Here is a 23,636-nt window from a genome sequence, read left to right on the forward strand (position 1 = left end):
ATGCCCACCATCCAGACCGGCTCGATCCACTCGGAGCGCTGCATTTTCATCAGCAGGTCGGTGCCGATGTTACCGGGGCCAATGATGACCGCTTTGAGTTTTTTGCTCATGTTTTTATTCCTGTAATCAACGGGACCGATCAGATGAAACGGACAGACGCACTGCCAATGCCACCGATGCTGACACTCATGAAATCACCGACCTTAACCGGCTCAAGCGGAACCAGGGAGCCGGACAGTATCACTTCACCGGCCTTCAATGGAATGCCGAACTGACCCAGTGTATTGGCCAGCCAGGTCACGCAGTTCACCGGACTACCCAGTGCTGCGGCACCGGCACCGGTGCTGATGATGGAACCGTTTTTCTCAACCACCATGCCACAGGTCGCCAGATCGACCTTGCGCGGATCAACAGCACGGTCACCCAGTACAAACAGACCACAGGAAGCGTTGTCCGCCACGGTGTCCTGAATTTTGATCTCCCAGTTCTCGACACGGGAGTCCACCACTTCAAAGCAGGGAATAACGCAGTCGGTCGCTGCCAGTACATCAGCGTTGGTGATGCCAGGGCCCATCAGGTCCTTTTTCAGGATGAAAGCGATCTCACCTTCAGCCTTGGGTTGCATCAGACGCTCGGAGATCGGCATCTCTTCGCCCTGGCTGAACGCCATAGAGTCGGTCAGGTAACCGAAGTCCGGCTGGCCAACCTTGAGCATGTTCTGCACCGCCTTGGAGGTCAGACCGATCTTCTTGCCGATCACACGCTCGCCGGCTTCGATGCGACGTTCCAGCATGCGCAGGGAAATGTGGTAGGCGTCATCAATGGTGATATCGCTGAAGCGTTCAGTCAGCGGGCGTACCGGCTTGCGGTCGACCATTGCCTGGTAAAGCTCGTCGCCGCAGGCTTGAATCTGTTGCTTATCCATTGTCTATCCCTTACAGCTTGATGCAGATGTTTTTGGTTTCGGTATAGAACTCCAATCCGTGTACGCCGCCTTCACGACCAATACCGGATTGCTTGGCGCCACCGAAGGAGGTACGCAGATCTCGCAGGAACCAGGAGTTAACCCAGGCCAGACCCACTTCCATCTGCTCGGCTACACGTACGGCACGGGCAGAGTTTTCAGTCCAAATGGCGCATGCCAGTCCGTACTCGGTATCGTTGGCCAGCTCGATCGCTTCCTCTTCCGTATCGAAGGGACGGATATGGCAGCAAGGGCCAAATATCTCTTCACGCACCACTCGGGCATCATCAGACAGGCCGGTCCAGATGGTCGGCTCGATCCATGCTCCACCGTTCAGCTCTTCACCCATGTCCGGGATGCCACCGCCAATTTCGACCGTTGCCCCCTCTTCACGAGCCAAATCGTAGTAATACTTGACCTTGTCACGGTGCTCCAGACTGACCAGCGGGCCGAAGTTGGCAGCAGGATCTTCCGGACGGCCCAGCTTCAGCTTGGCCACTTCTTCCTTCATGCGCGACAGGAACTTGTCGAAAATGGAGCGCTCAACGTAGACACGTTCGGTACCCAGACACACCTGACCGCAGTTGACGAAAGCCGAGCGCATGGTGCCCTCAACCGCCTTCTCAATATCGCAGTCTGCAAACACCAGGCCGGGGTTCTTGCCGCCACATTCCATGGAAATGTTGCGCAGGCCAACGGAAGCGGCACGCATGATCGCCTCGCCGGTACGGGTTTCACCGGTGAAGGTGATCGCATTAACCAACGGATGTGTGGTCAGGAATTCACCGGCCGAGTTGGGGCCGAAACCGTGCACCACGTTGAATACACCCGGCGGTACGCCGCACTCATTCATCACTTCACCCAGCAGGGTGGTAGTGGCCGGCGTTTCTTCAGACGGCTTGACCACAACAGTGTTACCACAGGCCAGTGCCGGACCAACCTTGAAGGTCATCAACAGCAGCGGCAGGTTCCACGGAGAGATAACCGCGATGACGCCCTTGGGTGTACGATGACCCACGTTCAGCGCACCCTGTCCATCCGGCGTATCCATGCGGAACGCTTCAGTAGGATGGTTGGCAAGGGTTTCGGAGAAGGCCTTGAAGTTGGCCGCACCACGCGGAATGTCGATGTGGCTGGCGATGGAACGCGGCTTGCCGGTATCGAGACACTCGGCTGCGAGAAACTCTTCAAAACGCTCGTTGATGCGATCCGCAACCTTGTTCAGCAGCGTGGTACGCTGGGCCTGAGTCAACTTGCTCCAGGGACCTTTCAGCGCGGCCTTGGCGGCGCGCACCGCAGCATCGACTTCAGCCTCACCGGCTTCATGGACCATACCGATCAGGCTGTTGTCCACCGGGCAACGGTTCTCGAAGGTCTTGCCGCTGGCTGAGGCGACATACTCACCGTTGATAAAGTGTTTGAACTCTTTCATGGCTCACCTTATTTGTTACGACCGGGTTGGTCAGGTCGCGGACTTTTATGGTCGGATTACACAGTCACTGCCTGTACTGAAGGCGGTGCATTAGAGTGAAATCCAGTATAGCGTTGCAAAAACGGGATAGAAGGCGCAAAAACGGGGGTTGGTGATTCCAGTTTCGGGAATTAGGATCATACATGGAATATCGACAGGGAACTTTGTTTTTACCGCTTTGGCCGGATGAACCACCAACCGGTACCATCATGCTGACCGCGCCTCAAAAAAATAACCCGGGGAAGGGGACCCGGGTTACTCTTCATGCTGTTCTAATCAATAATCAGAACTTGTACATCGCCATCAGCTCAAGCTGCTGCCCCGCAGGACGTGTACCGTGTGTGGCCAGGTTCTGGTCTCGCCACTCGATACCAAAATCAAGCCCTGGCAAGTAGTTGTACACCAGATTGACGTGACCAATCTTCAATGTATCTTCGGCCCCGGCTGACGTTTCATCGGCCTCAATTTGGGCATAGCGAACTGCGCCTGTCAGTTTGTCATTGAACTTGTGCGAGACACCCGCAACGATGCCTGTGGTTTTAATCAACTCACCGGCAGCATTCGCATCAACGGCTGGCCTGAGAGTCGGGTGCCAGGCACCACCGTAACCGAATCCGGAATAGACCCCCTGCCCTTCACCGTGATAGCCGTTCAAGTGCAGTGTGGTCGCGCCCAGTGAGTACTTGCCCGCATAGATCAAAGCGGCACCAAACTCCGAATCGTCACTGCTGTTGGTGGTGTTGCTTCTGGCAACATCTCGTCCAGCCAGAGCAATGCTCGCGGCATGACCACCTTCGAATTTTTTCGCATAGTTGATAACGAAGTCAGGGTAATCCGCATCATCATTAATGGGGTCCTGCAACGTGAAGCGGACATCGCCCATCTGGTAATGCATGACCATATCCGGTCGAACAACACCACCATTTCCACCAGTGTTACCCTTACCAGGATTGAAGAAGTCAAGTTGCGGAACATCATAGGGAACCGAAGCCAAGAACTGACCGCTCCAGGTTTGTCCCAGTGTCAGGTTATCGACCTTGAGAAACGCGTGGCGCAAACGCCAGTCGTAGGTCGACCCCGTGGCATCGCCACCATAGAAGTCCCCTTCCACAAAGCCCATCAAAGAGTGGCCTTCAATATTGCGCTTGGCAGTAAAGTTGAGGCGTGACTGGCGGGCAGTGCCATCAAACTCGCTGTCACCGTTGTCAGCATCGGTAAAACGGGCTTCCGCCTTTACATATCCGCCAATGCTGAACGAAGTGCCATTGAACTCACCCAACTCGAGTGCATGAATCTGGGTTGTGAGACTTGCTGTTATAATTGCCAGCGTCAATTTATTTCTGATTAACATTTAACCTTCCTATTTATTATCTTTTTAATATTGGGGCGGTTAATGAAAACAGAACGATATAGGCTAAAACTATCCATTTTTTACATCAACACTATCCAAAAAGTGAAAACAGCCGATGGTCAAGTAGATGTGAGCGCCAAAGAGTGTATAGGAAACTCTTACCAGCTTGTTAGCACACTATTTTGTATCAAAGCTATACACTACTCGCGCTTATCTCTTTTCACAGGCTGCAACCGCTTTTTTAAGAAGACAGGAGGACTAAACTGTGCTCTCAAATATCTGCCCCCACGCACACAAGGTTGACAACGTACCCATCGGCCGCCCAACAGAGACAAGATGCTAATGCCAGTACAACATCTCAGGGGCTATTAGCAGATATATTCAACCCGTATGTCGCCCCAGCGCCTGTTCGCGCAATGCTCGTCGCGACACCTTACCAATGGACGTGCGCGGCAGCTGCTGGCAAAATTCAACCAGTCGCGGCACTTTATAGAGTGTCAGCCGTTCACGGCAATAGTCGCGTACCGCTTTAATAGTCAACTGCCGACTTGCAGGCACCACATACAGCTTGATCTGCTCCCCCCTGCAGCTGTCCGGCAGCCCGATCACTGCACACTCCAGAATGTCTGGGTGGCAAGCGATGATACCTTCCACCTCGCTTGGATAAACCTTGAAGCCGGAGACATTAATCAACTCCTTACGCCTGTCAGTAATATATAAATAGCCCTGTGCGTCGATCAGACCAATATCCCCTGTATCCAGCCAGCCACCCTGCAGTACCAGCTGGGTTTCCTCGTGTTGGTACCAGTAGCCCTGCATCAACTGCGGTCCACGTACGAAGATGGAACCAATCTCGCCATCCGGCAGGACCTGCCCCTGCTCACCCAGTATCTTTACATCGGTATCCGGCAGCGGCCGTCCAACACTGCCCAGGTGAATGGCATCGGGCCGATTGACGCTGACAACCGGTGAACACTCGGTCAGACCGTAGCCTTCACAAATCGAATGCCCCGTCACCTGTTGCCAGCGCTGTGCCACGGAGCGCGTCAGCGCCATACCTCCGGAAATGGTCAGTTTCAAGCGACTGAAGTCCAGCCTCTGAAATTCAGGCTGCTGACACAGAAAAATGAACAACGGATTGATACCGGCGACCACGCTGGGATCAAAACGATCCCAGCACTTGACCAAACCACGAATGCGGCGCGGATCAGGTACCAGTTCGATGCTGCTGCCGATACTGAACATCACCAGCGTCAGCATGAAGGAATAAATGTGATAGAGCGGAAGAGGCTGCAGCAGCTTTTCTCCCCCGGGCTCGCAATAGTCATCCAGCAGATTGCGGATTTGAGCCAGATTCGCCAACAGTGCCTTTTCCGTCAGCATTGCGCCCTTGGCAGGCCCGGTCGTGCCACCGGTATACTGCAACAGTGCCAGTGATTCCAGCTGCCCGAAGCGCTCCGGTGGCTGCCAGATCAGGCTACTGCCCTTCTGCATCACCTGCGTCAATCGTATGCCTGTCACACCCGGAACGACGGGCGCTGCTGCCTGCAGCAACCCCGGACTCCCGCCACGCTTCAGGCGAGCAGCCAAATTCAACGCCCAGCGCTTGCCAATTGGATGCAGATCACCCAACTCCGTCGTAATCAGATACTCGACTTCAGTACTGTCAAGGCGCTGACACAGCACGGCTTCCTGTGGGGCAAACGCCACCAGCGCTCGCGCACCCGAATCCTTCAGGTGCTGACACAACTCATCGCAACAATAGAGAGGGTTGGTGTTCACCACCACGAGCCCCGCCCGTCGAGCACCGAACAGAACGACCGGGTACTGCATCACATTAGGCAACTGCAGCGCGATACGATCGCCCGGCTGCAGATCGGTTTCATGCTGCACCCAGGCCGCAAAACGGCGCGACATGCGGTCAAGGTCGGCAAAACTGATGCTGGCGCCCATATGACCAAAGGCCGGCTGTTCGTCAAACCGGCGCGCCAGCTGCTGCACCATATCAGACAGACTGTCGAACACGGGGCCGGGTGCCGCCATCAACGGGCCTCCGGCAGCTGACACACCACTTCGCCATCCCGGAACACCACCAGCTCTCCGGCCTGCAATCGATGCCAATGTCCATTGTCTGTCAATGGCTTGGTGGCAATCACGGTCACCACATAATTAGGGGTTATCACAGCACCAAAATCGACGCTCATCTCACAGTCCTTGATATATACTTCGCCAATAGGTTCAAGACGGTGTACCCAGAACCGTTTGCTACCAACGATTTTTTTTGTTCGGTTCCGCCTTGATTGGCAAAACCTTGATCTGTTCAGCTAATAACAACCATTCGTGCAGCGGCAAAACTTCCATGTCTCGAAGTTTCGACTTACAGGGCATCAGCTGTTACTCGAACATCTCGCTCACCGGACAGGAAATAGAACCATCAATCCGCTTCATACCAAGCTCTATAAGCCTTTCTGGTGCGCTGAGCTCGCTATCAGCGAAGGTGACTTACAGATCCACTCTACGCCGAAAAACGTGTAACGGCGGGTATATCTTATACCGCGAAATTGATTGCTTCCTTAGATTGAAAAACAAGAATTAGAACAGATAGAAACATCATATAAACTCAAATGAAATTACCTCTACTGTGGCACAATGCCGCTCAAACAAGCGGAATTGTGCCACACGTTTAAAATTTTTTATTTCATTCAAATGCCGTGTTAAAAGCGCTCTTTATTTATAACCAAGTCCCACCTTGGCGATCATTTGGCTCGTTGAGATCACCAGCGTCGAAACCATGAATCCAATCAAGGTGATGCAACATAGCTTTATGTGAAGCAAGGCGCGCATCACGCTGATCTCGGGTTTCACCGGGTGGCAAGTGCAACATATCTCCTGTAGTTACGGACGCATACACAACCTTACGTGCACGACCACGACGCAGACGCTCGTAACGCTCGAAGGTCTCAGCAATTGATTCAGACCCAGCGGCGGCAATGCAGTCTGCAAGAACTACTGCATCCTCAATCGACTGGTTAGCACCCTGCCCATGATGTGGTACCAGTGAATGTGCAGCATCGCCAAGCAGTGTTACTCGTCCTTTGCTCCAGCGGCCCAAGGTCATGCGATATACCATGCCCCATCGTTCGTTAACTGTCTTCAAAGTATTTGAAGCAATCATCTCGACAAGTGCGGGGTGCCAGTCTTTAAACAGACGAAGCTGCTCACCGTCTTCTGTTGGTGCCGTTGATCGGTTTAACGGCCATGTCGTCGGCGTACGTTCAACAAGAAAGAAGTTGATATCCCCTTTTCTGTCCCCACCTATTGGGTAGTGGAGGCAGTGGCCCGACTCACCCATCCAGAATTGAATTGCAGTTGGATCAGGCATATTAGGTAGCTTATCAATTGGTACAATCCCGCGAAATGCCGTGTATCCTGCATAGATGTAATCTTCATAGCCCAGCATCAAGTTTCGTACGGTAGAACGCACCCCGTCAGCACCAATGACGATATCCGCTTCCGCCTTGCTGCCATCTTTAAACTGCAGCACTACCTGCTCACCAGTGTCATCGATATTTTCCAAACGCTTGCCCAAGTGGATGCGGTCCATACCTACCTTGGCAGAAAGAATTCTTTGCAGCTCAGCTCGGTGAATACCAAGATATGGTGCGCCAAAAAGCTCTCTATATGCCTGCCCTCCTGCATGCCGGCCAATTTCTTGACCGGTCTTTCCATCTCGATAAATTAAGGCAGAGATTTCAAACGCTGCCTCTTCGAACGACTCCCCCATACCCCATTTATCATAATAGAAACGTGTAGCGTTAGCGGATAAAGCCACCGCTGCACCTACCTCACGCAACTCATCTGCTTGTTCATATACATCGACATCAATACCATGGTGACGCATTGCAATCGCAAAGGTTAGGCCGCCAATACCGCCACCAACGACAGCAATACGGCGTACTTTATTCATTTCTTTTTCATTCATAATGATCATCTCTTTCTTATTAGATGTAGACAAAAATTGAGAAAGTGCGAATGACATCATGTAGGGGCTTTTAACAGAGACCGATGAGTTGCAGCGTCTCATGCTGTTGTGTGAGTGTCTGCCTGACCACACTCCCCACGGTGATGTGTTGAGTGAAAATAGAGAAGGCCGACATATAAGTAAATATTCAAATCAATATAACCATTATCACTGGCGTGAATATTAACAATGAGGCATTAAGCTGAATGCGCCTGCCCCGACCTAGAGCTGGCCTGCCAAGTCAGCAAATGGGGTCGGGAGCTCAAATTGTAAATGTGACACTAATGGAGGAAGGTGAAAGGTGGTAAACTGCTGGCTGATACCGTCTGTAACCTTTGCATGCAGAGTTCGGAATGATTTCTTAGTCTGACGCATAACATGATGACTACTCAGAAAAGAGTTCAAAAATCAAGTTGCGTAACCAGATATTACCGGCATCACGATGGTATCTGCGATGCCAAAACAGATTGATCTGAACTGGATGTATGTCCACGGGGTGAGTGCGCACTACTAAGCCAAGACTCTTTTGGGTTTGTAGTGCCAGTTTTTCTGTTACTGTCGCAATGAAATCTGTCTCGCTCACGATATAAGGGGCGGACATGAAATGTGTCAAACGCAAACGGATAATCCGCGAGATCCCGCTCTGGGCAAGCTGCTTTTCAACCCGCCCGTGTCCTGTACCACGGGCTTCGATGACAATGTGTCTAGCCTGCGAAAATTTTTCGAGTGTAAACGCACCTTCAGACAGTGGGTGGCCTTGGCGCATCAGGCAAACATATCGTTGATCAAAAAGACGTCGCTGATAGAAACCTGCCTCCAGCTGCGGTAATAGCCCAATCGCCAAGTCGACATTACCCATCTCCATATCGTCTTTCAAGGCACTTTCGTTGTCCCTGACGGTACTCAATGAGATATTGGGAGCGTGCTCTGTAAGGTAAGCCATCAGTCGTGGTAGAAGATACATTTCCCCCAAGTCTGTCATGGCGATTGAAAACGCTCGATCACTGGAGCCAGGATCGAAGCAATCGTTGTAGTTGAGCCCCTCCTGTATAGCACTAAGGGCATAACTTATCGATTCAGCTATACTGTCAGCGAATGGAGTTGGCCTCATCCCTCTTGCTGTGCGCTCAAATAATTCATCATTAAGCATCTTCCTCAACCGTTTGAGTGCATTGCTCACAGCTGGTTGGCTCAGGCCCAGCTGTTCTGCCACTACCCCGGTTTTACGTTCCCGATACATTAGCTGAAAAACCACCAAGAGGTTCAAATCGATATCTTGCAAGCGAATCATTAGCCTTCCGATATAAGTTCCGTGAATATATACTATAAACATGATTATATATCTGAATATCAAGTGCGAGTCTATAGTGGTTCCCGCATAAATGTTCAGGGTCGTCCGCCTCAACGACGCCTTGAAATCCAGCCCATAACAATAAGTAAACTGGAGTATAGCTATGAAGCGTACCGCCATCTCCCTTTTCGCAGGGTTGTCTTTCTCAGTCTGTTCGGCACTCGCATCTGCTCAGATGCTCTCGTTCGCATCACCACCACAGGGGTCGGTGTGGAACACCATGAGTACATCGATCGCTAATGTGGCGCGGTCGAAGCAAAATCTTAACGTGGTTGTACAGCCCTTTAGTGGTAACCGTGCAATGATGGACGCGGTTGACCGAGGTTTTGCCGAGTTCGCGATCAATGATGTCAATGACGTCATCGTCGCAGCTCGTGGGCAAGCCGATTACACAGACCGGGCACGTAGCAACCTGAGGGTCGTGTTACGGATCAGTCCTCAGCCTATTGGCATTTTCGTTCGTAAGGATTCAGGTATCGATAGCATTTCCGACCTGGCTGGCAAGCGTGTCGCAGCTGGTTGGAATGCGTTCCCGCTGGGTCGCTCACACATGTCTGCGATGCTCGCGACCGGAGGTCTTACATGGGATGACGTTGAACAAGTTCCTGTGCCTGACTTGATCCGTGCTGCAGATAACCTTGCTTCAGGAAGATTGGATGCAACTTTCTTCGCTGTGGGTGGCCCCAAAGTGGCAGAAGTAAATGCTTCGGTTGGTGGTGTTAAATTTCTCCCGGTTGCAACCGATGAAAAGTCCTTGGTAGCCATGTCCGCCATTAGGCCCGCTTTCTACTTCTCCGTCGTCAAACCTGCACCTCATCGAGCGGGGCTTGAATCCCCAATGGAAATGGTAACATGGGATAATGTATTGGTTGCTGGTGCTGATGTTTCTGAGGAGAAAGTATACCAACTCGTAACGGCCATTCTTGAAAATAAGGACGAGTTGGTGAAACTGTTCCCCGGCTTTCGTGAGCTTGCCGTGGAGGAGCCGTACAAGGTTTACCCCGATCTTGAGTACCATCCAGGGGCATCGCGTTACTTTAAAGAAAAAGGTCTGCTGGAAGAATAAGCTGTTGAAAATAAGTAATACTGCAGAGCCTTTTGGAGGTCTATCATGAGCATTCGTTCTCATGTTAAAGAACCTATTGCGCTGCCACTGATCCGGACCCTTCTTGGGTCCTTTATCGCAGTCGCAGCGATTGCCTATGCCACTGATCTATTCAGCCGCTTGGGACTCTCAATTTATACAGAGCAATACTTGTCGATTGTCCTTGGCGCCAGTCTGGCTTTGGTATTTTTAAAACCGCAACCCTTACTCAAACGGCGCTGTATCGATAGTGTCATCGGTCTCGTTGGGCTCTCTGCGGGCGGCTACATGGCCGTGGCATACCCTGACTTGGTAGAGCGGCAACTGGATTTGCCAATAGATGCCCTGATTATATCAAGTGTGTTGTTTGTACTTGTCCTTGAAGGTCTACGCCGGGTCGTAGGTGTAGCACTGGTAGTAGTCGTGCTGGCCTTTCTTGCTTTTGCCATGCTGGGTCACCAATTGTCAGGGCCGTTGCAAACTCGCGAAATCGAGATGACGCGCCTGATGGTGTACTTAGGTGTAGATACAAATGGTATGCTAGGGCTGACACTGAGTGTAGCTGCAACAATTGTTATCGGCTTCGTACTGTTCGGGCAGCTCCTGCTGCGATCAGGTGGTGCGGACTTTTTCAATGATCTGGCACTTGTCTTGATGGGACGCTCACAGGGCGGGTCTGGCAAAATCGCTACCATTGCCTCCGCTTTATTCGGTTCAATATCAGGTGTAGTGGTCTCCAATATTGTCGCTACTGGCGTGGTAACGATCCGTATGATGAAACAGGGTGGTTTTAAGCCCCAGACGGCGGCGGCGATTGAAACAGTCGCCTCAACCGGCGGGCAGATTATGCCACCGGTCATGGGTGCTGTCGCTTTTCTAATGGCTGAATTTCTTCAGATTAGCTACGCGGATGTAGTACTGGCTGCCTTAGTGCCAGCCATTCTTTATTATGCAGCGCTCTATATTCAAGTTGACCTGGAAGCTGCGAAAGAACATATAAAGAAAATCGACCCTTCATTGATACCAGCCAAAAAAGATGTTTTTTCTCAAGGTTGGGTGTTTGTGATACCGTTCGCTGGAGTTATTGGGGCACTCTTTTTCTTCAATGCGCGCCCGGAAGTTGCCGCACTTTGGGGAGCATTGGGCGCTTTAATTGTGGGTCTTGCAAAAGGCTACAAAGGTAAGCGCATAACTTTGGGGGATGTGCGCGACTCATTAGCCGAAACCGGCCATTCAATCGTTGATATCATCATGATTGGTGCTGCTGCAGGCTTCATTATTGGCATTCTGAACATGACAGGTCTTGGTTTTGGGCTGACATATTTTTTGGTTGAGCTCGGGCAGGGTAACTTGTTTTTGCTACTGCTGATCTCGGCGGCAGTTTGTATTGTGTTGGGTATGGGGATGCCGACGGTAGGCGTCTATATGTTGCTGGCAGTTTTGGTAGCACCTTCACTGGTTCAGGTTGGTGTAGAGCCAATAGCGGCACATCTGTTCATTTTCTATATGGGCATGATGTCCATGATTACACCACCAATTGCGATAGGTGCCTTTTTTGCCGCCAGCATTGCCAAGGCGGACCCCATGAAGACAGCATTTACCTCCATGCGACTGGGTTGGACTGCCTACATCGTGCCCTTCCTGTTTGTCTCTTCTCCTGCACTCCTGCTGATTGGGGATACAGTCGAGATAGCACTGGCTGTGGTTAGTGCACTTGCTGGTGTTTGGGCTGTATCTGTAGGCTTTGTGGGCTATCTGGGCTATAAACGGGGCCCCATAGGACGACTTGCATTTGCACTAGCAGGGATACTGCTTTTGCTCCCCAATATCGGGGGGCATGACTTTATTCTCATTACACGTGCTGCTGGGTTGCTGCTGATCGTCCTACTTATTGTGATGGGATGTTCAGGTAAACGGGGTTTATCTCTGGAGCTGAAATGAAGCCGGTGTATTCTGGTACTCATTGCGTTGGCTTCTCCTTTTCCTTGGCCCTATAACCTTCATGAGATTTCCGCTTCCACTGCAGAGGTGGAAATCTCAATATAAAGGAGCCTTGCAGGTAACTACCATGATTCTATAGACCACCCAATGCCTATAGGGTGAATTAGAGCATAGGAGATATTATACCTATACATGGCTTTCTAGAAGAACTCAAAGTCGACGTAGTAATTCAGCTTAAGGAATGGGGATCCTTCGCAGCTGCTGTCGCGATTATATATGTGTAAATTGTTATTCCAATTGCTCAAAGATGACAGTTCAATAGCCTGATATAGATATATTTTTTGAATAGCAGTTTATTTAAGGAGCGCTGGGCGATCCAGTCTGGATCCCTAAAGAATTAGGATAATAAGTAAAAAGGTATCTAATATGCTTCTTGATGTCCTAAATAACACAATGGTTTTTGACGGCGTACACCCACTAAAGGTTTCCGAGTATATGAACCAGCACGTCGGAACGCACCGTCTTGAAATAATTAATACAAACAAAAAAAACAGAACCTTCTCCGCTAAACTCAGCTATCGCGTCTTTGCTGACATGGGGCTTGCACGCGTTAGTTATGGTGATGAGGTTAGGATTTGCTGTCTGGGCCTATCTGATGTTTACCACCTACATGTAGTAACCGGTGGGCAGTGCTGCTGGCATTATGATGATGACCAACGTTTGCTGTTGCGGCCCGGCCAAGCTTTGATGATAAACCCACAAGAACGGATGTATATATCTTACTCAGATGACTGTGAAAAAATTATTATAAAGATACCGGTAGAGATACTAAAAGAAGGATATTTAAAACATATCGGTATATTACCGCATGATGATTTTTGTTTTGACCGAAGAGTGGTTGACCTTAATAATTCGAAATGCTTTCTCAGTTTCCTTGATGCACTACTTACAGAAGCAAATGAAGTAAAAGTAGATATAGACACTCTTCAGCGCCCATATAGAGACATATTAATAAGCAAATTGCTGCAGCAGTTCAGTGGCATGATTAAAATTCATAATATGGGTAGTTCCCAGATGGATAGGAGCTTCTTCAAATTGCTCACTTATATAGATGTTAATATTAAGGATGATATCGATGTACACGTGATGGCAAAAGCCAGCAACGTCAGCATACGTACCGTTTATAATCAGTTTTCAAAATACTTTGGTCTGACTCCAAAGCGCTATATAAGAAAAGCAAAGATGAAAAATTTACGTGAGGAATTGGTTAGAAATACAAAATTACGTAACGTAACTCAGGCTGCTCTCGATTACGGCTTCACACACTTGGGACGATTCTCATCAGAGTACCGAGAGATGTTCGGTGAATTACCTTCCGAAACCATCAAGTACCGCCGTTAATATAAAGCACATATATGACCACACCAAAAAAAGGTGCTGCTAAATATAATTTTTCAGGTGGCCGTGCCTCTAATAGCTATTTCAAGAAATAGTGTTATATATCATGATGTATTGACACACAGACTGTCATAAAAAAGACCTGTACAGGTTGGGCTATCGCTGAATCAATACTGAAGCGCTTTCACTTCGCCCATTTTTTACACAAAGTTGTAAGTTCATCTACAACATATCGAACTTTGGGACGTAGGTCGGACACTTTCGGCCATAGGGCATGAACATCCACAGGTTCCGGTTCCAGATCCACTAGCACCTCTATCAATCTTCCTTCTGCTATATCATTCTTGAATAGGCAACGAGGCATCTGACAGAGCCCAATACCAGCCAAGGCCCCGAGAATCATGACCTCACCATCCCCAATCTGATGGATGATTGCTGGTGTGAAACGTACCGTTTTGCCTTCTTGCATAACTCGCCAAGAAAGTGGCTGCCCAAGCCGGTGCCCGACGATGCAGTGGTGATGACGTAGATCCTCCAGGGTAATGGGAGTACCGTAACGTTCTAGGTATTCAGGGGCCGCGCAGATAGACCATCTCTGTCGTGCTAAACGACGTGCCACCAGCCCTGAAGTATTACTTAGCTCACCAAATCGAACAAGCAGATCTATTCCTTCCTCAATCGGGTCTACCAATCGATCAGAAAATGTCATATGCAGATGCAACTTCGGGTACTTACTAGCAATCTCGAAGAGCGCGGGCGCGATTACACGCCGACCGAACGCGACCGGTACATCCACCCTGAGACTCCCTGAAGGCTCTTTTCCTGCAGAACCAAACACGCTTTCGGCGGTGCTGATTTCATCAATAGCTGCTGTACAAGCTGCAAGATAGGCTTCTCCATCAGCTGTTAGTGAAATTTTTCGAGTCGTCCTATGAAAAAGCTGGGTACCAAGTCGTGCTTCAAGTCGCGCTATAGCCTTGCCAACAGCCGATTTCGAAATGCCTAACTGATCAGCTGCTTCAGTAAAGCTATGGCATCTGGCGGCGACCGTAAACGTGATAACCCCCTGAAATGAATCATTAGAAACCATGTTAAGCATCCAGTGTAGATTTAATGTCTACTCAGTTTAATCTTTTAGCTTGTTTATCGACATTTTTTTCTACATTAACATAGGGGTCGTAACAGTTTTCTTAATCATCAGAGGATTACCCCATGCCCGTAGTACGCGTTAGCTGGTTTGAAGGTAAGGAGCAGTCGCAGAAAGCAATCGTTGCTGCAGAGATCACTGAAAGTATCATGAAGAACACAGGTACACCTGCCGAGTACATCTATGTCATCTTCGAGGATGTTGCACCTTCCGACTGGGCGGGTGCCGGTAAGATGTTCGGAGGGACTCCAGAGCAAGGTTCCTGAACGGTTCTAGTACGTTAGAGGTTTGACCAAAGCCATAGTTGAGCCTGAGATTTTTCAGTCTATCTATGGCTTTTGCTTAATCGCCTTCAACACGTACAAACAAAGAAGGTTGCCGCAAGCCGTTGGATGCGAAGGCCCTTGGCTCAAGCGTAGTCTTGGGCGGACGTATCGAGTAGGAGGGGGCCTGAGGCCTCCGTCCTGTATACGGGAACCAGTGTTTTGATCCAGGGCAGCAGTGCCTGCTTGAGGCGAAACTCCAGGCCTTTCTAGTGTCGACCGCGCCACTCCTAGGCCAGGGCACTCGCGGTAGTTCAAGTCGAGTTTGCCGGCGTGCTCACACAGGGGGCTCCAAATCGTCTTGTATCGAGACACCTGGCGCGAGACAGTGTCCCGCAAAGACACACAACCATCTATAAAACAGCCAAATTAATACACTAACCATCTGATTTTAAAGATGTTATTAAAAATGGCACACCCTTCGCTATACAGACTACTGAAGTCAAAAACTATAAGAAGGTTTCCGCCATGAAAAATCATTTTGTTACATCACTCACTGCAAGTTCGCTTATTTCCACTCTTTTTCTGCTTGCACCAGCATCTCACGCTGCACAGGTCGCGACCGATGCTGGCGACTATGCGCCCTTACCTGCAGGTATCGACTTGGGTATTCTGTACCTGCAGCACACGACCCATGATGAGCTCTACTCATCCGGCCAAGAAATCAGTGACCTGGCCGGTATTGAAAAGCTGAAAACCGACATCGGACTGGTGCGCTGGATTCACTTCATTGATGTGGGCGGTTACATTCTTGACCCACAGATCGTCATCCCTTTCGGCAAAGTCACCCTGGAGACCACCGGTGGCACTGTCAGCAGCTCCGGTGTGGGAGATCCAATCGCTGGCGGCACTCTCTGGCTGCATAACGACACCAAGACAAAGCGTGCATTCGGTATTACTGCTCTGGCGTCCCTGCCACTGGGCCAGTACGACGCTGAAAAGGGTGCCGTAAATATCGGTGAGAATCGCTGGAAACTGATCACTCAGGCGGCCTATGTGACACCGCTCACGAACACCCTTTCGCTGGATTTAATCGCTGAATACACTTTCTTCGGCGACAATGATGACTTTGGTGGTCTCAAGAAAGAACAGGATGACCAGTACGGTATTCAGGCGCATTTGAGCAAAGCCCTGAGCCCCAACACCAAAGCCGTGCTGACCTACTATCACGATTTCGGCGGTGAAACGCGGCTAAATGGCGTGGATCAGGATGATGAGCTGGACAACAACCGCTGGCAGGCAAGTCTTCAGCATTTCATTACTCCTGACATGCAGCTGCAGTTCCAGTATGGCCGCAGTATCGATGTCGAAAACGGCTTTGCCGAGAACGATCGATTCAACTTCCGCTTTGTAAAAGTATTCTAAAAAGAAGAGAGCGTATGAACACGATGATGATCAACCGTCGCAAGTTTCTGCAGACCGCTTCCATGGTGGCAGCGGCGGTCAGCCTACTGCCCGCCGTTTCCAGCATGGCCGGCATATTGACCGAAGAAGCGAAACTGAACGACCTGGAGCGGGATGTATTCGCCAAGCTGCTGCGCATTTCGCTTCCAACCGAGGGCAGCTCTCTGGTCGACCCGGCTACGCTGCCAGTACTGCCAACACTGGAAAATGCCTTGCTCGCCGGCATGGCACCGCATATCCGTCAGGGCCTCAGAGGTGGCATTGGTTACTTTAACGATGGTGCCGTCAAAGCCTTCGGCAAGACCTTTGTGCAGCTGGACGACGACAAGGCCGCGCGTTTCTGCGATCAGTGGGCCGACTCCGACAGTGCACCGCAACGCGCCCTGGCGATGGGGCTCAAGAAGCTGACCACCCTGTCCTACTGGGCCATTCCCGATACCTGGCAGCCGCTCGGCTACGATGGCCCGGTCTCAGACAAGTGGAACCTGCCCTCACTGGGCAACACCCCCGAACCCAAGGCATAACCAGGACAGGTAAGCACTCATGTCAGCACAGAACACATTGAACATTAAAACCGCCCAGGACATAGATAAACCGGAACTGTCCATCGACGCCGACGTGGTTATCGTCGGCTCGGGTGCCGGTGGTGCCATCAACGCCTATGAGCTGGCTCGCCAGGGCAAAAAGGTCGTTGTGCTGGAAGCCGGTCCCTATGTGCCCTCTTCCAAATTTTCGGAGATGATGGCCGTGGCCATGGGCACCCTCTATCAGGACGAAGGCGGCCAGTCGAATACCCATGGCGATATCAGTGTCCTTCAGGGTGCCTGTGTCGGCGGCTCGACCGTAGTTAACGCGGCGCTCTGTTTCCGCACACCGGAATATTATCTCGACCTCTGGGCACGGGAGTTCGGTCTCGATAACCTGACTCCGGAGCTGATGTCGAGCTATTTCGACAAGGTTGAGAAAAACCTCAGCATCGACAAAAACGGCCCGCAGGAAACCAGTATCGGTGCCCACCTGATCTCCAATGGCCTCAAGCAGCTGGGCATTCGGGAGGGTGTTGCCCACCGCAATATTCGTGACTGCGCCCTCACCGGCTTCTGTTTCGCCGGTTGCAAGACCGATCGCAAGCAGTCGATGCTGGTGACCTACCTGCCCTGGGCCTGCAACCATGGTGCGGAAATCTATGCCGATACCCGTGTAACCCGTATCAATACACAAAATGGACGCGCCACCGGTGTCGAAGCCCAGGTCATCGACCCCAAGACCAAGACGGTCAAATCCAACGTCAAGGTCAACGCCCCCATCGTGGTGTTGGCAGCCGGCCCGGTGCAGACACCGATCATTCTGATGCAATCGGGCATCGCCAACTCCAGCGGCCAAGTAGGCAAAAACTTCGCCTGCCACCCGTCATTGTCCATCACGGCGATGTTCGACCGTCATGTGGATGACTTCCACGGCGCGACACACTCTCTGTATGTGGATACTCATGTGCTGCCCGAAGAGGGTGGCTACCTGTTGTTGAACGCCGTGCAGGACCCGGTGGAAGCAAGTTTCCAGGCCGAGCCGGGTACCGGTGCGCCTTACGTCGCCTATATGGAGAAGTACCGCAACTCGATCCGACTGGTCACCCTGATCCATGACCAGAATGTGGGTGAAATCCGCTTCAAGGATGGCGTCAAGGAGATCATCTATGAAGTCGATGATAAGGACTTCGAGATCATGAAGGAGGGCCTCAAGTATAACGCCCGCATCCTGTTTGCAGCCGGTGCCGAGTATCTTTACCTGCCTACATCCGATCGTACCCTGATCAAGAGTGTCGAGGAGATCGACAGCGTTATCGATCAGCTCAAAAACGAGCCGGCGCGTTACCGCTACGTTTCCTTCCACCCCCAGGGCTCCTGCCGCATGGGTGCCGACCCGACCAAAACCGTGGTCAACCCCTACGGCGAGACCCACGATGTGAAGCAGCTGTATATTGCAGACGCCAGCCTGTTGCCGACCTCCATCGGCTACAACCCGTCCGAAACCGTCTATGCGCTGGCCAGCTATATCGCCGACCAGATCGCCAAAGCCAACTTCAGCTAAGGAGCGGGAACCCGACATGAACCTGTCCACCATCAACGATGACAACTGTCATTTCGAGTTCGACAGCGGTTTCAGTGGCGAACTGTTACCGATAACTGAGCCCGCGACCCAATCCCGCTTAGGCACATTCCGCTGTGCGACGGTAACTGAGCTGAATCAACTGATCTTAACGACAACGAAGGCCCAGTCTGATTGGGCAGCAACAAGCTTCGAAACCCGCGCCCAGGTGTTGCGTCACTTTGCCCAGCAGCTGGAGCAGAACGCCGAAGCAATCAACGCCTGGAATGCCCGCGAAGCCGGCTCCACCCAGGGCAAGGCGGGATGGGAGCTGCAGGCCTGTATTGATCAGGCCCACATGTGTGCAGCCATGCCGATGAGCCCTTATGGCGAAGTCTACCCCTCCAACATGCCTGGCCGGGAAAACATCTGTATTCGGGTTCCCGTCGGCGTGGTCGGCGTGATCTCCCCCTGGAACTTCCCGTTATTGCTTTCATTACGTGCCGTGTTGCCCGCGTTGGCCATGGGCAATGCGGTGGTCCTCAAACCGGATGTAAACAGCGCCATCGTCGGTGGTGTCATCATCTGCGAGCTGCTGGAAAAGGCCGGGTTGCCCAAAGGGGTCTGTTCCCTGGCACTGGGCGGTGCCGAGACAGGTCAGCAGCTGGTCGAACATCCGCAGGTGAATATGATCGCCTTTACCGGCTCGACCGCCGTGGGTCGTCAGATTGGCCAGCACTGTGGCTATAACCTGAAAAAAGCCTCACTGGAGCTGGGTGGCAACAACGCCCTGGTGATCATGGAGGATGCCGACATCCAGGGTGCATCCTCCTGCGCGGCCTGGGGCTCCTTCCTGCACCAGGGGCAGATCTGTATGCAGAGTGGCCGTCATATCGTGCATGCCGACGTTGCCGATGACTATGTAGCCGCGCTGAGTGAACGGGCGCGCAACCTCAGCGTTGGTGATCCCTACCGCGACAACGTGCACCTGGGACCGATCATCACCGAACGTCAGGCCGAGCGTGTGATGCAGCTGATCGAATCATCAGTGGCCATGGGAGCCAAGGTTGTGTGTGGCGGGCACAGGGAGGGCGCATTCATTCAACCCACCGTGATGACCGGTGTCACGACTGACATGCCGATCTACAAGGAAGAGATCTTCGGCCCTGTTGCGCCGGTGATCACCTTTGCTACCGAGGCGGAAGCCATTGCGCTGGCCAATAATACTGAATACGGCCTGGCCGCATCGGTACACAGCCAGGATATCGGACGGGCCAAGCGCCTGGCGGCACAGATTCATGCCGGCATGGTGCATGTAAACGACCAGACGGTTAACAACGAGTACCAGGTCCCCTTCGGCGGCATGAAAGCTTCCGGAAATTCCGGTCGCTTCGGTGGCCCGGAGAACTTCGGCGAATTTACCGAAACCAAATGGATCAGCTCCGTCAACGAACCCATGCTCTATCCGTTCTGATCCGCCCGGTGATACCCCGCACACGGCGGGGTATCACCGATACTGCAACCGATCACTCAGTGCATTTTCATCATGCGCCGATACAAGGTGGCGCGGCCAATCCCCAGATAATCCGCTGCCCGAGTCTTGTTGCCGCCGCATTTTTCCAGCGCCTCAAGGATCACTTCATCCGAGCGAGCCTCGAGTACTCCCTTGTCTTTTCGCTCCAGCGACCGGGCCTGTCGAATGATGCGCCCGATCTCTTCCGGAAAGTCGGTCAACTGCAAGGGTTCGCCGGGTGCTGCCAGGGTATCCGCAAAGACAATGGCGTTGCGCAACTCGCGCACGTTACCGGGCCAGGTATAGATTCCGAGCGCGTCCAGTAACTCTTCGCTGAACTGGCGCTGTCCGCCGGAAACCTGTTCCAGAATGGCCGTGGCCACACCACTAATATCCTCCCGCTTGCGTAACGGGGGAATTTTGATCTCGTAGCCGTTGATGCGGTAAAACAGGTCTTCCCGAAACAGACCGCTTTGAATAGCATCCGGCAAGTTTCGGTTGGTGGCACAGATCAGCTGGAAATCAACCTTCTCCACCCTGGAAGCTCCCAGTCGCATCACTTCCCGTGTTTCCAGCACGCGCAGCAGGCGTGTTTGCAACGCTGTGGGCATATCCCCAATCTCGTCGAGAAACAGGGTGCCACCATTGGCCTCCTGCACCTTGCCACTACGCCCCTCTCGGCTGGCACCGGTAAAGGCACCTCGTTCGTAACCAAAGAGCTCGCTTTCAATCAGGCTTTCCGGAATGGATGCGCAATTGAGGGACACGAAATTGCCTTGCCCTCCTGGACTGGCGCCATGAATATGACGGGCAATCACTTCCTTGCCGACACCGGACTCACCCAGCAGAAGAATGGGCAGACGGCCCACGGCTCTCAGGCTTTTTTCTACCGCCGTTTGAATGCCTGTATCGCCATAATAGGGTGCAGGGCGTTCAGCAGATACCGCATAGGCGTGCCTTCTACTGCCCGGCTCTGCAACGGCATGAACGCGTTTCTGCTCCCGACCAGGCGCACTCAGCACCCTCCCCGAGAGCTGGATGCCGGTCGCAAGCCTCAGGTTGAAAGGTTCACTTTTCAAGACTCCTTGATCGAACAGCAGGGCAAAGTCATCCTCGAAAAGGCATGCAAAGCTGACCGGCCGATGCTGCAGATCCAGGTTGAAGAAGCGCTGCGCCGCCTGGTTGGCGCCAATCAGACTATGCTCGTAAGAAAACGCCAGAATGATGTGGTCGTTGATCAACCGCCCAGCCCCCAGTTGCAGATCGATCACGATTGTATCGGGTATCGAGCGGATCAACTCGGCTTGTATGTTTTGTGCGCAAGATTCCAGCAGATAGAACGCACTGGGATCACGTTGCGGTGCTTCGTTGGTGATATCAATGCTGCCGCACACTCTTCCGGTCGGATCAAACACCGGAACAGCCACACAGTTGAAATTACGATGAAACGCCTTGTAATGCTCCTCGCCAAACACACTGACAAGGTGCCGGGAATCGATGGCGCAGGACATGGCCGAGGTGCCGATACGCTCTTCCGACAGGACGGCGCCCTGCCGGAAAGCTTGCATGATGCGCTGTTCAGCCAGGTTCCTGGACTGAAAAACCTTCAGCGCGTGGCAGTCAACATCGGTGAATAGGACGGACCACCCTGCCCCGCTGATCGAACGGTAGAGCGCGTCCAGATGAGCATCCGAGCAGTCGAGCAATGGCTTCTGAAACAGCAGGGTATCTTTCAGCTGCTCATCCGACAGAAAACCATAATCCACCTCACCATCCATTGGCAGGTGATTGGAGAAGCATCGTCGCCAGGAATCATACACCGGCCGATCCATAAGACTGGCAAGCGTACCGTCTCCATTGGCGAACTCTCTCCGAACCAGAGACATGTTCGGCGTCATGAGGTCATCCTTATTATTGTTATACAAACAGTTCCGGGGCAGGTCTGCACCTGCTCCCCTTCAGCTGCTGCTGGCGGCCTCCCTTTCCGGTGAACGGCGTGCTCGCAATACCCCCATCAGGGCATATACCATCGATCCCAGCACCACACCCCAAAAGGCAGATCCGATTCCGAATATACTAACCCCCGACGCAGTCACCATGAAGGTGATCAGTGAGGCGTCCAGATGCGCCTTGTCTTCCAGTGCGGCAGTCAAACTGTTGCTGATGGCGCCCAGCAGTGCAAGGCCGGCAATGATCGCGATCATTTCGCTGGGGAAGCTGGTAAAAAACAGCACGATGCTGCCGGCCAGAATGCCGCCGATGAGGTAGAACACGCCGTTGGCGACACCGGCCCAATAGCGTTTGTCCGGATTTTCATGCGCATCGGGGCTAGTACAGATCGAGGCGGTGATGGCGGCAATCACCGTGGTGATGCCACCAAAGAACGCGGTCGGTATCGACACCAGTGACAGCATCGACACGATGGGTCTTGAAGCGAAGCGGTAGCCCGAGGCCTTGAGAATGGTGAAGCCCGGCAGAAACTGCCCCGTCAGGCTGACGATCACCAGCGGCAGCGCCAATCCCAGTGTCGAGCTCCAGCTCCACTCGGGCATGATCAATGTCGGACTGGCCAGTCGCCACTCCAGCTGACTCAGGTTGGCATCCAGCGCGGTGATGGACAGCACCACACCCAGCACCACCATCAGCACCAGAAAATAGGCGCGGCTGACAAACTTGAACAGCACAAAACCAAGAATCATCACACTGGTCACCAACGGCACGGAATCCATTGCCTGGAAGACCCCCAGGCCAAAGTCGAACAGGATACCCGCCATCATGGCGGCGGCGATCCCTTTCGGGATCATCTGCACTACCTTATCGAACAGGCCCGTAATTCCGATCAGGAAGATGACGACCGCTGCGGTGATATAGGCAGCTACTGCTTCGTTGATGGACAACGCCGGAAATAGGGCCACAAGCAATACAGTCCCCGGGGCCGACCAAGCCGTGACCACAGGTATACGGAACCAGAAACTCAACGAAATACCTGCAACACCAGCACCCAAACATACAGCCCAAATCCAAGATGTCAGAACTTCATCTGAAGCCCCAGAGTTTTGCGCTGCTTGAAAAAATATTGCTAAAGGACCAGAAAAACCTACTAATACAGCCATAAATCCAGCGATGACGGTTGATAGTGAAAGATCTTTCAGCATCACTCATCCCCCCGTCCAATAATAGCAATCGCTTTCAACTCCAGGAAATAGCCCGGCGCGCCGCACAATAAGGCGGCACCAATGGCGGTCCAGGCCGGGTAGCAGCCCTGCATGTAGCGGTTGCGCACTTCCATATACAACGGCAAGTCACGCATGTCGGTGTGGTAGCTGGTGACCTCGACAATATCCTCGAAACGGGCGCCTGCCGCTTCCAGTACTCGCTTCAGGTTCTCGTACACCTGCACAAACTGGGCTTCCTTGTCAGCCACCTGTTCACGCTGATCGTTGCGGCCGATCTGACCGGCAATGTAGAGCGTGTCGTTAACCAGCACCGCCGGGGCGTAGCCGATCTCGTCGCGGATGAATTCCATTCCTTCAGGCACGATTATTGTTTTTGTTGCCATCATGTTGCTCCTCAGCATAAAACA

The 23,636-nt window shown here is 52.3% G+C and carries 19 protein-coding genes; 8 read left to right on the forward strand and 11 right to left on the reverse strand.

Annotation, left to right across the window (positions count from 1 at the left end; genetic code table 11):
* Nucleotides 1-139: 139 nt before the first annotated feature.
* From dmpE to ABIE61_RS12730, 7 genes are all read right to left on the reverse strand, one after another.
* A complete protein-coding gene (gene dmpE, locus ABIE61_RS12700; protein WP_354410013.1) occupies nucleotides 140-925 on the reverse strand; it encodes a 2-oxopent-4-enoate hydratase in 786 nt (261 codons plus the stop codon).
* Between the two features lie 10 nt (nucleotides 926-935).
* Nucleotides 936-2,396 (reverse strand): 2-hydroxymuconic semialdehyde dehydrogenase, encoded by a 1,461-nt coding sequence (locus ABIE61_RS12705; RefSeq protein ID WP_354410015.1) that lies wholly within the window; start codon nucleotides 2,394-2,396, stop codon nucleotides 936-938.
* Between the two features lie 322 nt (nucleotides 2,397-2,718).
* Complete coding sequence (locus ABIE61_RS12710; RefSeq protein WP_354410018.1) at nucleotides 2,719-3,786, reverse strand: hypothetical protein; 1,068 nt, start codon at nucleotides 3,784-3,786, stop codon at nucleotides 2,719-2,721.
* A 381-nt stretch (nucleotides 3,787-4,167) separates the two neighbouring features.
* The gene (locus ABIE61_RS12715; protein WP_206840152.1) at nucleotides 4,168-5,829 is read right to left on the reverse strand and encodes an AMP-binding protein; all 1,662 of its coding nucleotides are present in this window, start codon (nucleotides 5,827-5,829) and stop codon (nucleotides 4,168-4,170) included.
* The gene (locus ABIE61_RS12720; protein WP_354410181.1) at nucleotides 5,829-6,110 is read right to left on the reverse strand and encodes a class II glutamine amidotransferase; all 282 of its coding nucleotides are present in this window, start codon (nucleotides 6,108-6,110) and stop codon (nucleotides 5,829-5,831) included. Before ABIE61_RS12720 ends, ABIE61_RS12715 begins: the two co-directional genes overlap by 1 nt.
* A 407-nt stretch (nucleotides 6,111-6,517) precedes the next feature.
* On the reverse strand, nucleotides 6,518-7,768 hold the full coding sequence (locus ABIE61_RS12725; RefSeq protein WP_206840151.1) for an FAD-dependent monooxygenase: 1,251 nt from the start codon (nucleotides 7,766-7,768) through the stop codon (nucleotides 6,518-6,520).
* Between the two features lie 424 nt (nucleotides 7,769-8,192).
* Nucleotides 8,193-9,098 carry a LysR family transcriptional regulator gene (locus ABIE61_RS12730; RefSeq protein ID WP_206840149.1) on the reverse strand — a complete coding sequence of 302 codons (906 nt, stop codon included), beginning with the start codon at nucleotides 9,096-9,098 and terminating at the stop codon, nucleotides 8,193-8,195.
* A gap of 163 nt (nucleotides 9,099-9,261) precedes the next feature.
* Between ABIE61_RS12730 and ABIE61_RS12735 the strand changes: the two genes are divergently transcribed.
* The 3 genes from ABIE61_RS12735 (at nucleotide 9,262) to ABIE61_RS12745 (ending at nucleotide 13,584) form a co-directional block, all read left to right on the forward strand.
* Complete coding sequence (locus ABIE61_RS12735; protein ID WP_206840134.1) at nucleotides 9,262-10,224, forward strand: TAXI family TRAP transporter solute-binding subunit; 963 nt, start codon at nucleotides 9,262-9,264, stop codon at nucleotides 10,222-10,224.
* 45 nt (nucleotides 10,225-10,269) lie between these two features.
* Nucleotides 10,270-12,183, forward strand: coding sequence for a TRAP transporter permease (locus tag ABIE61_RS12740; protein WP_354410022.1), 1,914 nt, complete (start codon nucleotides 10,270-10,272; stop codon nucleotides 12,181-12,183).
* Between the two features lie 426 nt (nucleotides 12,184-12,609).
* The gene (locus ABIE61_RS12745; protein WP_354410024.1) at nucleotides 12,610-13,584 is read left to right on the forward strand and encodes an AraC family transcriptional regulator; all 975 of its coding nucleotides are present in this window, start codon (nucleotides 12,610-12,612) and stop codon (nucleotides 13,582-13,584) included.
* 181 nt (nucleotides 13,585-13,765) lie between these two features.
* Here ABIE61_RS12745 and ABIE61_RS12750 read toward each other — a convergent pair whose 3' ends face one another.
* Nucleotides 13,766-14,671, reverse strand: coding sequence for a LysR family transcriptional regulator (locus tag ABIE61_RS12750; RefSeq protein WP_354410026.1), 906 nt, complete (start codon nucleotides 14,669-14,671; stop codon nucleotides 13,766-13,768).
* Between the two features lie 122 nt (nucleotides 14,672-14,793).
* On the opposite strand from ABIE61_RS12750, the gene ABIE61_RS12755 reads away from it, so the two are divergent.
* From ABIE61_RS12755 to ABIE61_RS12775, 5 genes are all read left to right on the forward strand, one after another.
* The gene (locus ABIE61_RS12755) at nucleotides 14,794-14,994 is read left to right on the forward strand and encodes a tautomerase family protein (protein ID WP_206840126.1); all 201 of its coding nucleotides are present in this window, start codon (nucleotides 14,794-14,796) and stop codon (nucleotides 14,992-14,994) included.
* 525 nt (nucleotides 14,995-15,519) lie between these two features.
* Nucleotides 15,520-16,416, forward strand: coding sequence for a transporter (locus tag ABIE61_RS12760; protein ID WP_354410029.1), 897 nt, complete (start codon nucleotides 15,520-15,522; stop codon nucleotides 16,414-16,416).
* A gap of 14 nt (nucleotides 16,417-16,430) precedes the next feature.
* Nucleotides 16,431-16,979: a twin-arginine translocation signal domain-containing protein gene (locus ABIE61_RS12765; protein WP_354410031.1), complete on the forward strand. Its 549-nt coding sequence runs from the start codon at nucleotides 16,431-16,433 to the stop codon at nucleotides 16,977-16,979.
* Between the two features lie 19 nt (nucleotides 16,980-16,998).
* Nucleotides 16,999-18,543, forward strand: coding sequence for a GMC family oxidoreductase (locus ABIE61_RS12770; RefSeq protein WP_354410033.1), 1,545 nt, complete (start codon nucleotides 16,999-17,001; stop codon nucleotides 18,541-18,543).
* Nucleotides 18,544-18,559: 16 nt separating this feature from the next.
* Nucleotides 18,560-20,014, forward strand: coding sequence for an aldehyde dehydrogenase family protein (locus tag ABIE61_RS12775; protein WP_206840116.1), 1,455 nt, complete (start codon nucleotides 18,560-18,562; stop codon nucleotides 20,012-20,014).
* Nucleotides 20,015-20,070: 56 nt separating this feature from the next.
* Here the strand turns inward: ABIE61_RS12775 and ABIE61_RS12780 are convergent, their stop codons facing one another.
* The 3 genes from ABIE61_RS12780 to ABIE61_RS12790 are packed head-to-tail and all read right to left on the reverse strand — an operon-like array spanning nucleotide 20,071 to nucleotide 23,612.
* Nucleotides 20,071-21,951, reverse strand: a complete 1,881-nt coding sequence (locus ABIE61_RS12780) for a sigma-54-dependent Fis family transcriptional regulator (RefSeq protein WP_354410035.1) — start codon at nucleotides 21,949-21,951, stop codon at nucleotides 20,071-20,073.
* A gap of 60 nt (nucleotides 21,952-22,011) precedes the next feature.
* The gene (locus ABIE61_RS12785) at nucleotides 22,012-23,208 is read right to left on the reverse strand and encodes a benzoate/H(+) symporter BenE family transporter (protein ID WP_354410038.1); all 1,197 of its coding nucleotides are present in this window, start codon (nucleotides 23,206-23,208) and stop codon (nucleotides 22,012-22,014) included.
* The gene (locus ABIE61_RS12790; protein ID WP_354410041.1) at nucleotides 23,208-23,612 is read right to left on the reverse strand and encodes a RidA family protein; all 405 of its coding nucleotides are present in this window, start codon (nucleotides 23,610-23,612) and stop codon (nucleotides 23,208-23,210) included. Before ABIE61_RS12790 ends, ABIE61_RS12785 begins: the two co-directional genes overlap by 1 nt.
* Nucleotides 23,613-23,636 lie beyond the last annotated feature (24 nt).

The organism is Marinobacterium sp. MBR-111 (assembly GCF_040547585.1).
GTDB classification, from domain to species: Bacteria; Pseudomonadota; Gammaproteobacteria; order Pseudomonadales; family Balneatricaceae; genus Marinobacterium; species Marinobacterium iners.

What these genes read in the sequence shown, in the direction of transcription:
- dmpE (WP_354410013.1), bottom strand. Translation starts at nt 925, where the DNA reads ATGGATAAGCAACAGATTCAAGCCTGCGGCGACGAGCTTTACCAGGCA.
- ABIE61_RS12705 (WP_354410015.1), bottom strand. Translation starts at nt 2,396, where the DNA reads ATGAAAGAGTTCAAACACTTTATCAACGGTGAGTATGTCGCCTCAGCC.
- ABIE61_RS12710 (WP_354410018.1), bottom strand. Translation starts at nt 3,786, where the DNA reads ATGTTAATCAGAAATAAATTGACGCTGGCAATTATAACAGCAAGTCTC.
- ABIE61_RS12715 (WP_206840152.1), bottom strand. Translation starts at nt 5,829, where the DNA reads ATGGCGGCACCCGGCCCCGTGTTCGACAGTCTGTCTGATATGGTGCAG.
- ABIE61_RS12725 (WP_206840151.1), bottom strand. Translation starts at nt 7,768, where the DNA reads ATGAATGAAAAAGAAATGAATAAAGTACGCCGTATTGCTGTCGTTGGT.
- ABIE61_RS12730 (WP_206840149.1), bottom strand. Translation starts at nt 9,098, where the DNA reads ATGATTCGCTTGCAAGATATCGATTTGAACCTCTTGGTGGTTTTTCAG.
- ABIE61_RS12735 (WP_206840134.1), top strand. Translation starts at nt 9,262, where the DNA reads ATGAAGCGTACCGCCATCTCCCTTTTCGCAGGGTTGTCTTTCTCAGTC.
- ABIE61_RS12740 (WP_354410022.1), top strand. Translation starts at nt 10,270, where the DNA reads ATGAGCATTCGTTCTCATGTTAAAGAACCTATTGCGCTGCCACTGATC.
- ABIE61_RS12745 (WP_354410024.1), top strand. Translation starts at nt 12,610, where the DNA reads ATGCTTCTTGATGTCCTAAATAACACAATGGTTTTTGACGGCGTACAC.
- ABIE61_RS12750 (WP_354410026.1), bottom strand. Translation starts at nt 14,671, where the DNA reads ATGGTTTCTAATGATTCATTTCAGGGGGTTATCACGTTTACGGTCGCC.
- ABIE61_RS12755 (WP_206840126.1), top strand. Translation starts at nt 14,794, where the DNA reads ATGCCCGTAGTACGCGTTAGCTGGTTTGAAGGTAAGGAGCAGTCGCAG.
- ABIE61_RS12760 (WP_354410029.1), top strand. Translation starts at nt 15,520, where the DNA reads ATGAAAAATCATTTTGTTACATCACTCACTGCAAGTTCGCTTATTTCC.
- ABIE61_RS12765 (WP_354410031.1), top strand. Translation starts at nt 16,431, where the DNA reads ATGAACACGATGATGATCAACCGTCGCAAGTTTCTGCAGACCGCTTCC.
- ABIE61_RS12770 (WP_354410033.1), top strand. Translation starts at nt 16,999, where the DNA reads ATGTCAGCACAGAACACATTGAACATTAAAACCGCCCAGGACATAGAT.
- ABIE61_RS12775 (WP_206840116.1), top strand. Translation starts at nt 18,560, where the DNA reads ATGAACCTGTCCACCATCAACGATGACAACTGTCATTTCGAGTTCGAC.
- ABIE61_RS12780 (WP_354410035.1), bottom strand. Translation starts at nt 21,951, where the DNA reads ATGACGCCGAACATGTCTCTGGTTCGGAGAGAGTTCGCCAATGGAGAC.
- ABIE61_RS12785 (WP_354410038.1), bottom strand. Translation starts at nt 23,208, where the DNA reads ATGCTGAAAGATCTTTCACTATCAACCGTCATCGCTGGATTTATGGCT.
- ABIE61_RS12790 (WP_354410041.1), bottom strand. Translation starts at nt 23,612, where the DNA reads ATGGCAACAAAAACAATAATCGTGCCTGAAGGAATGGAATTCATCCGC.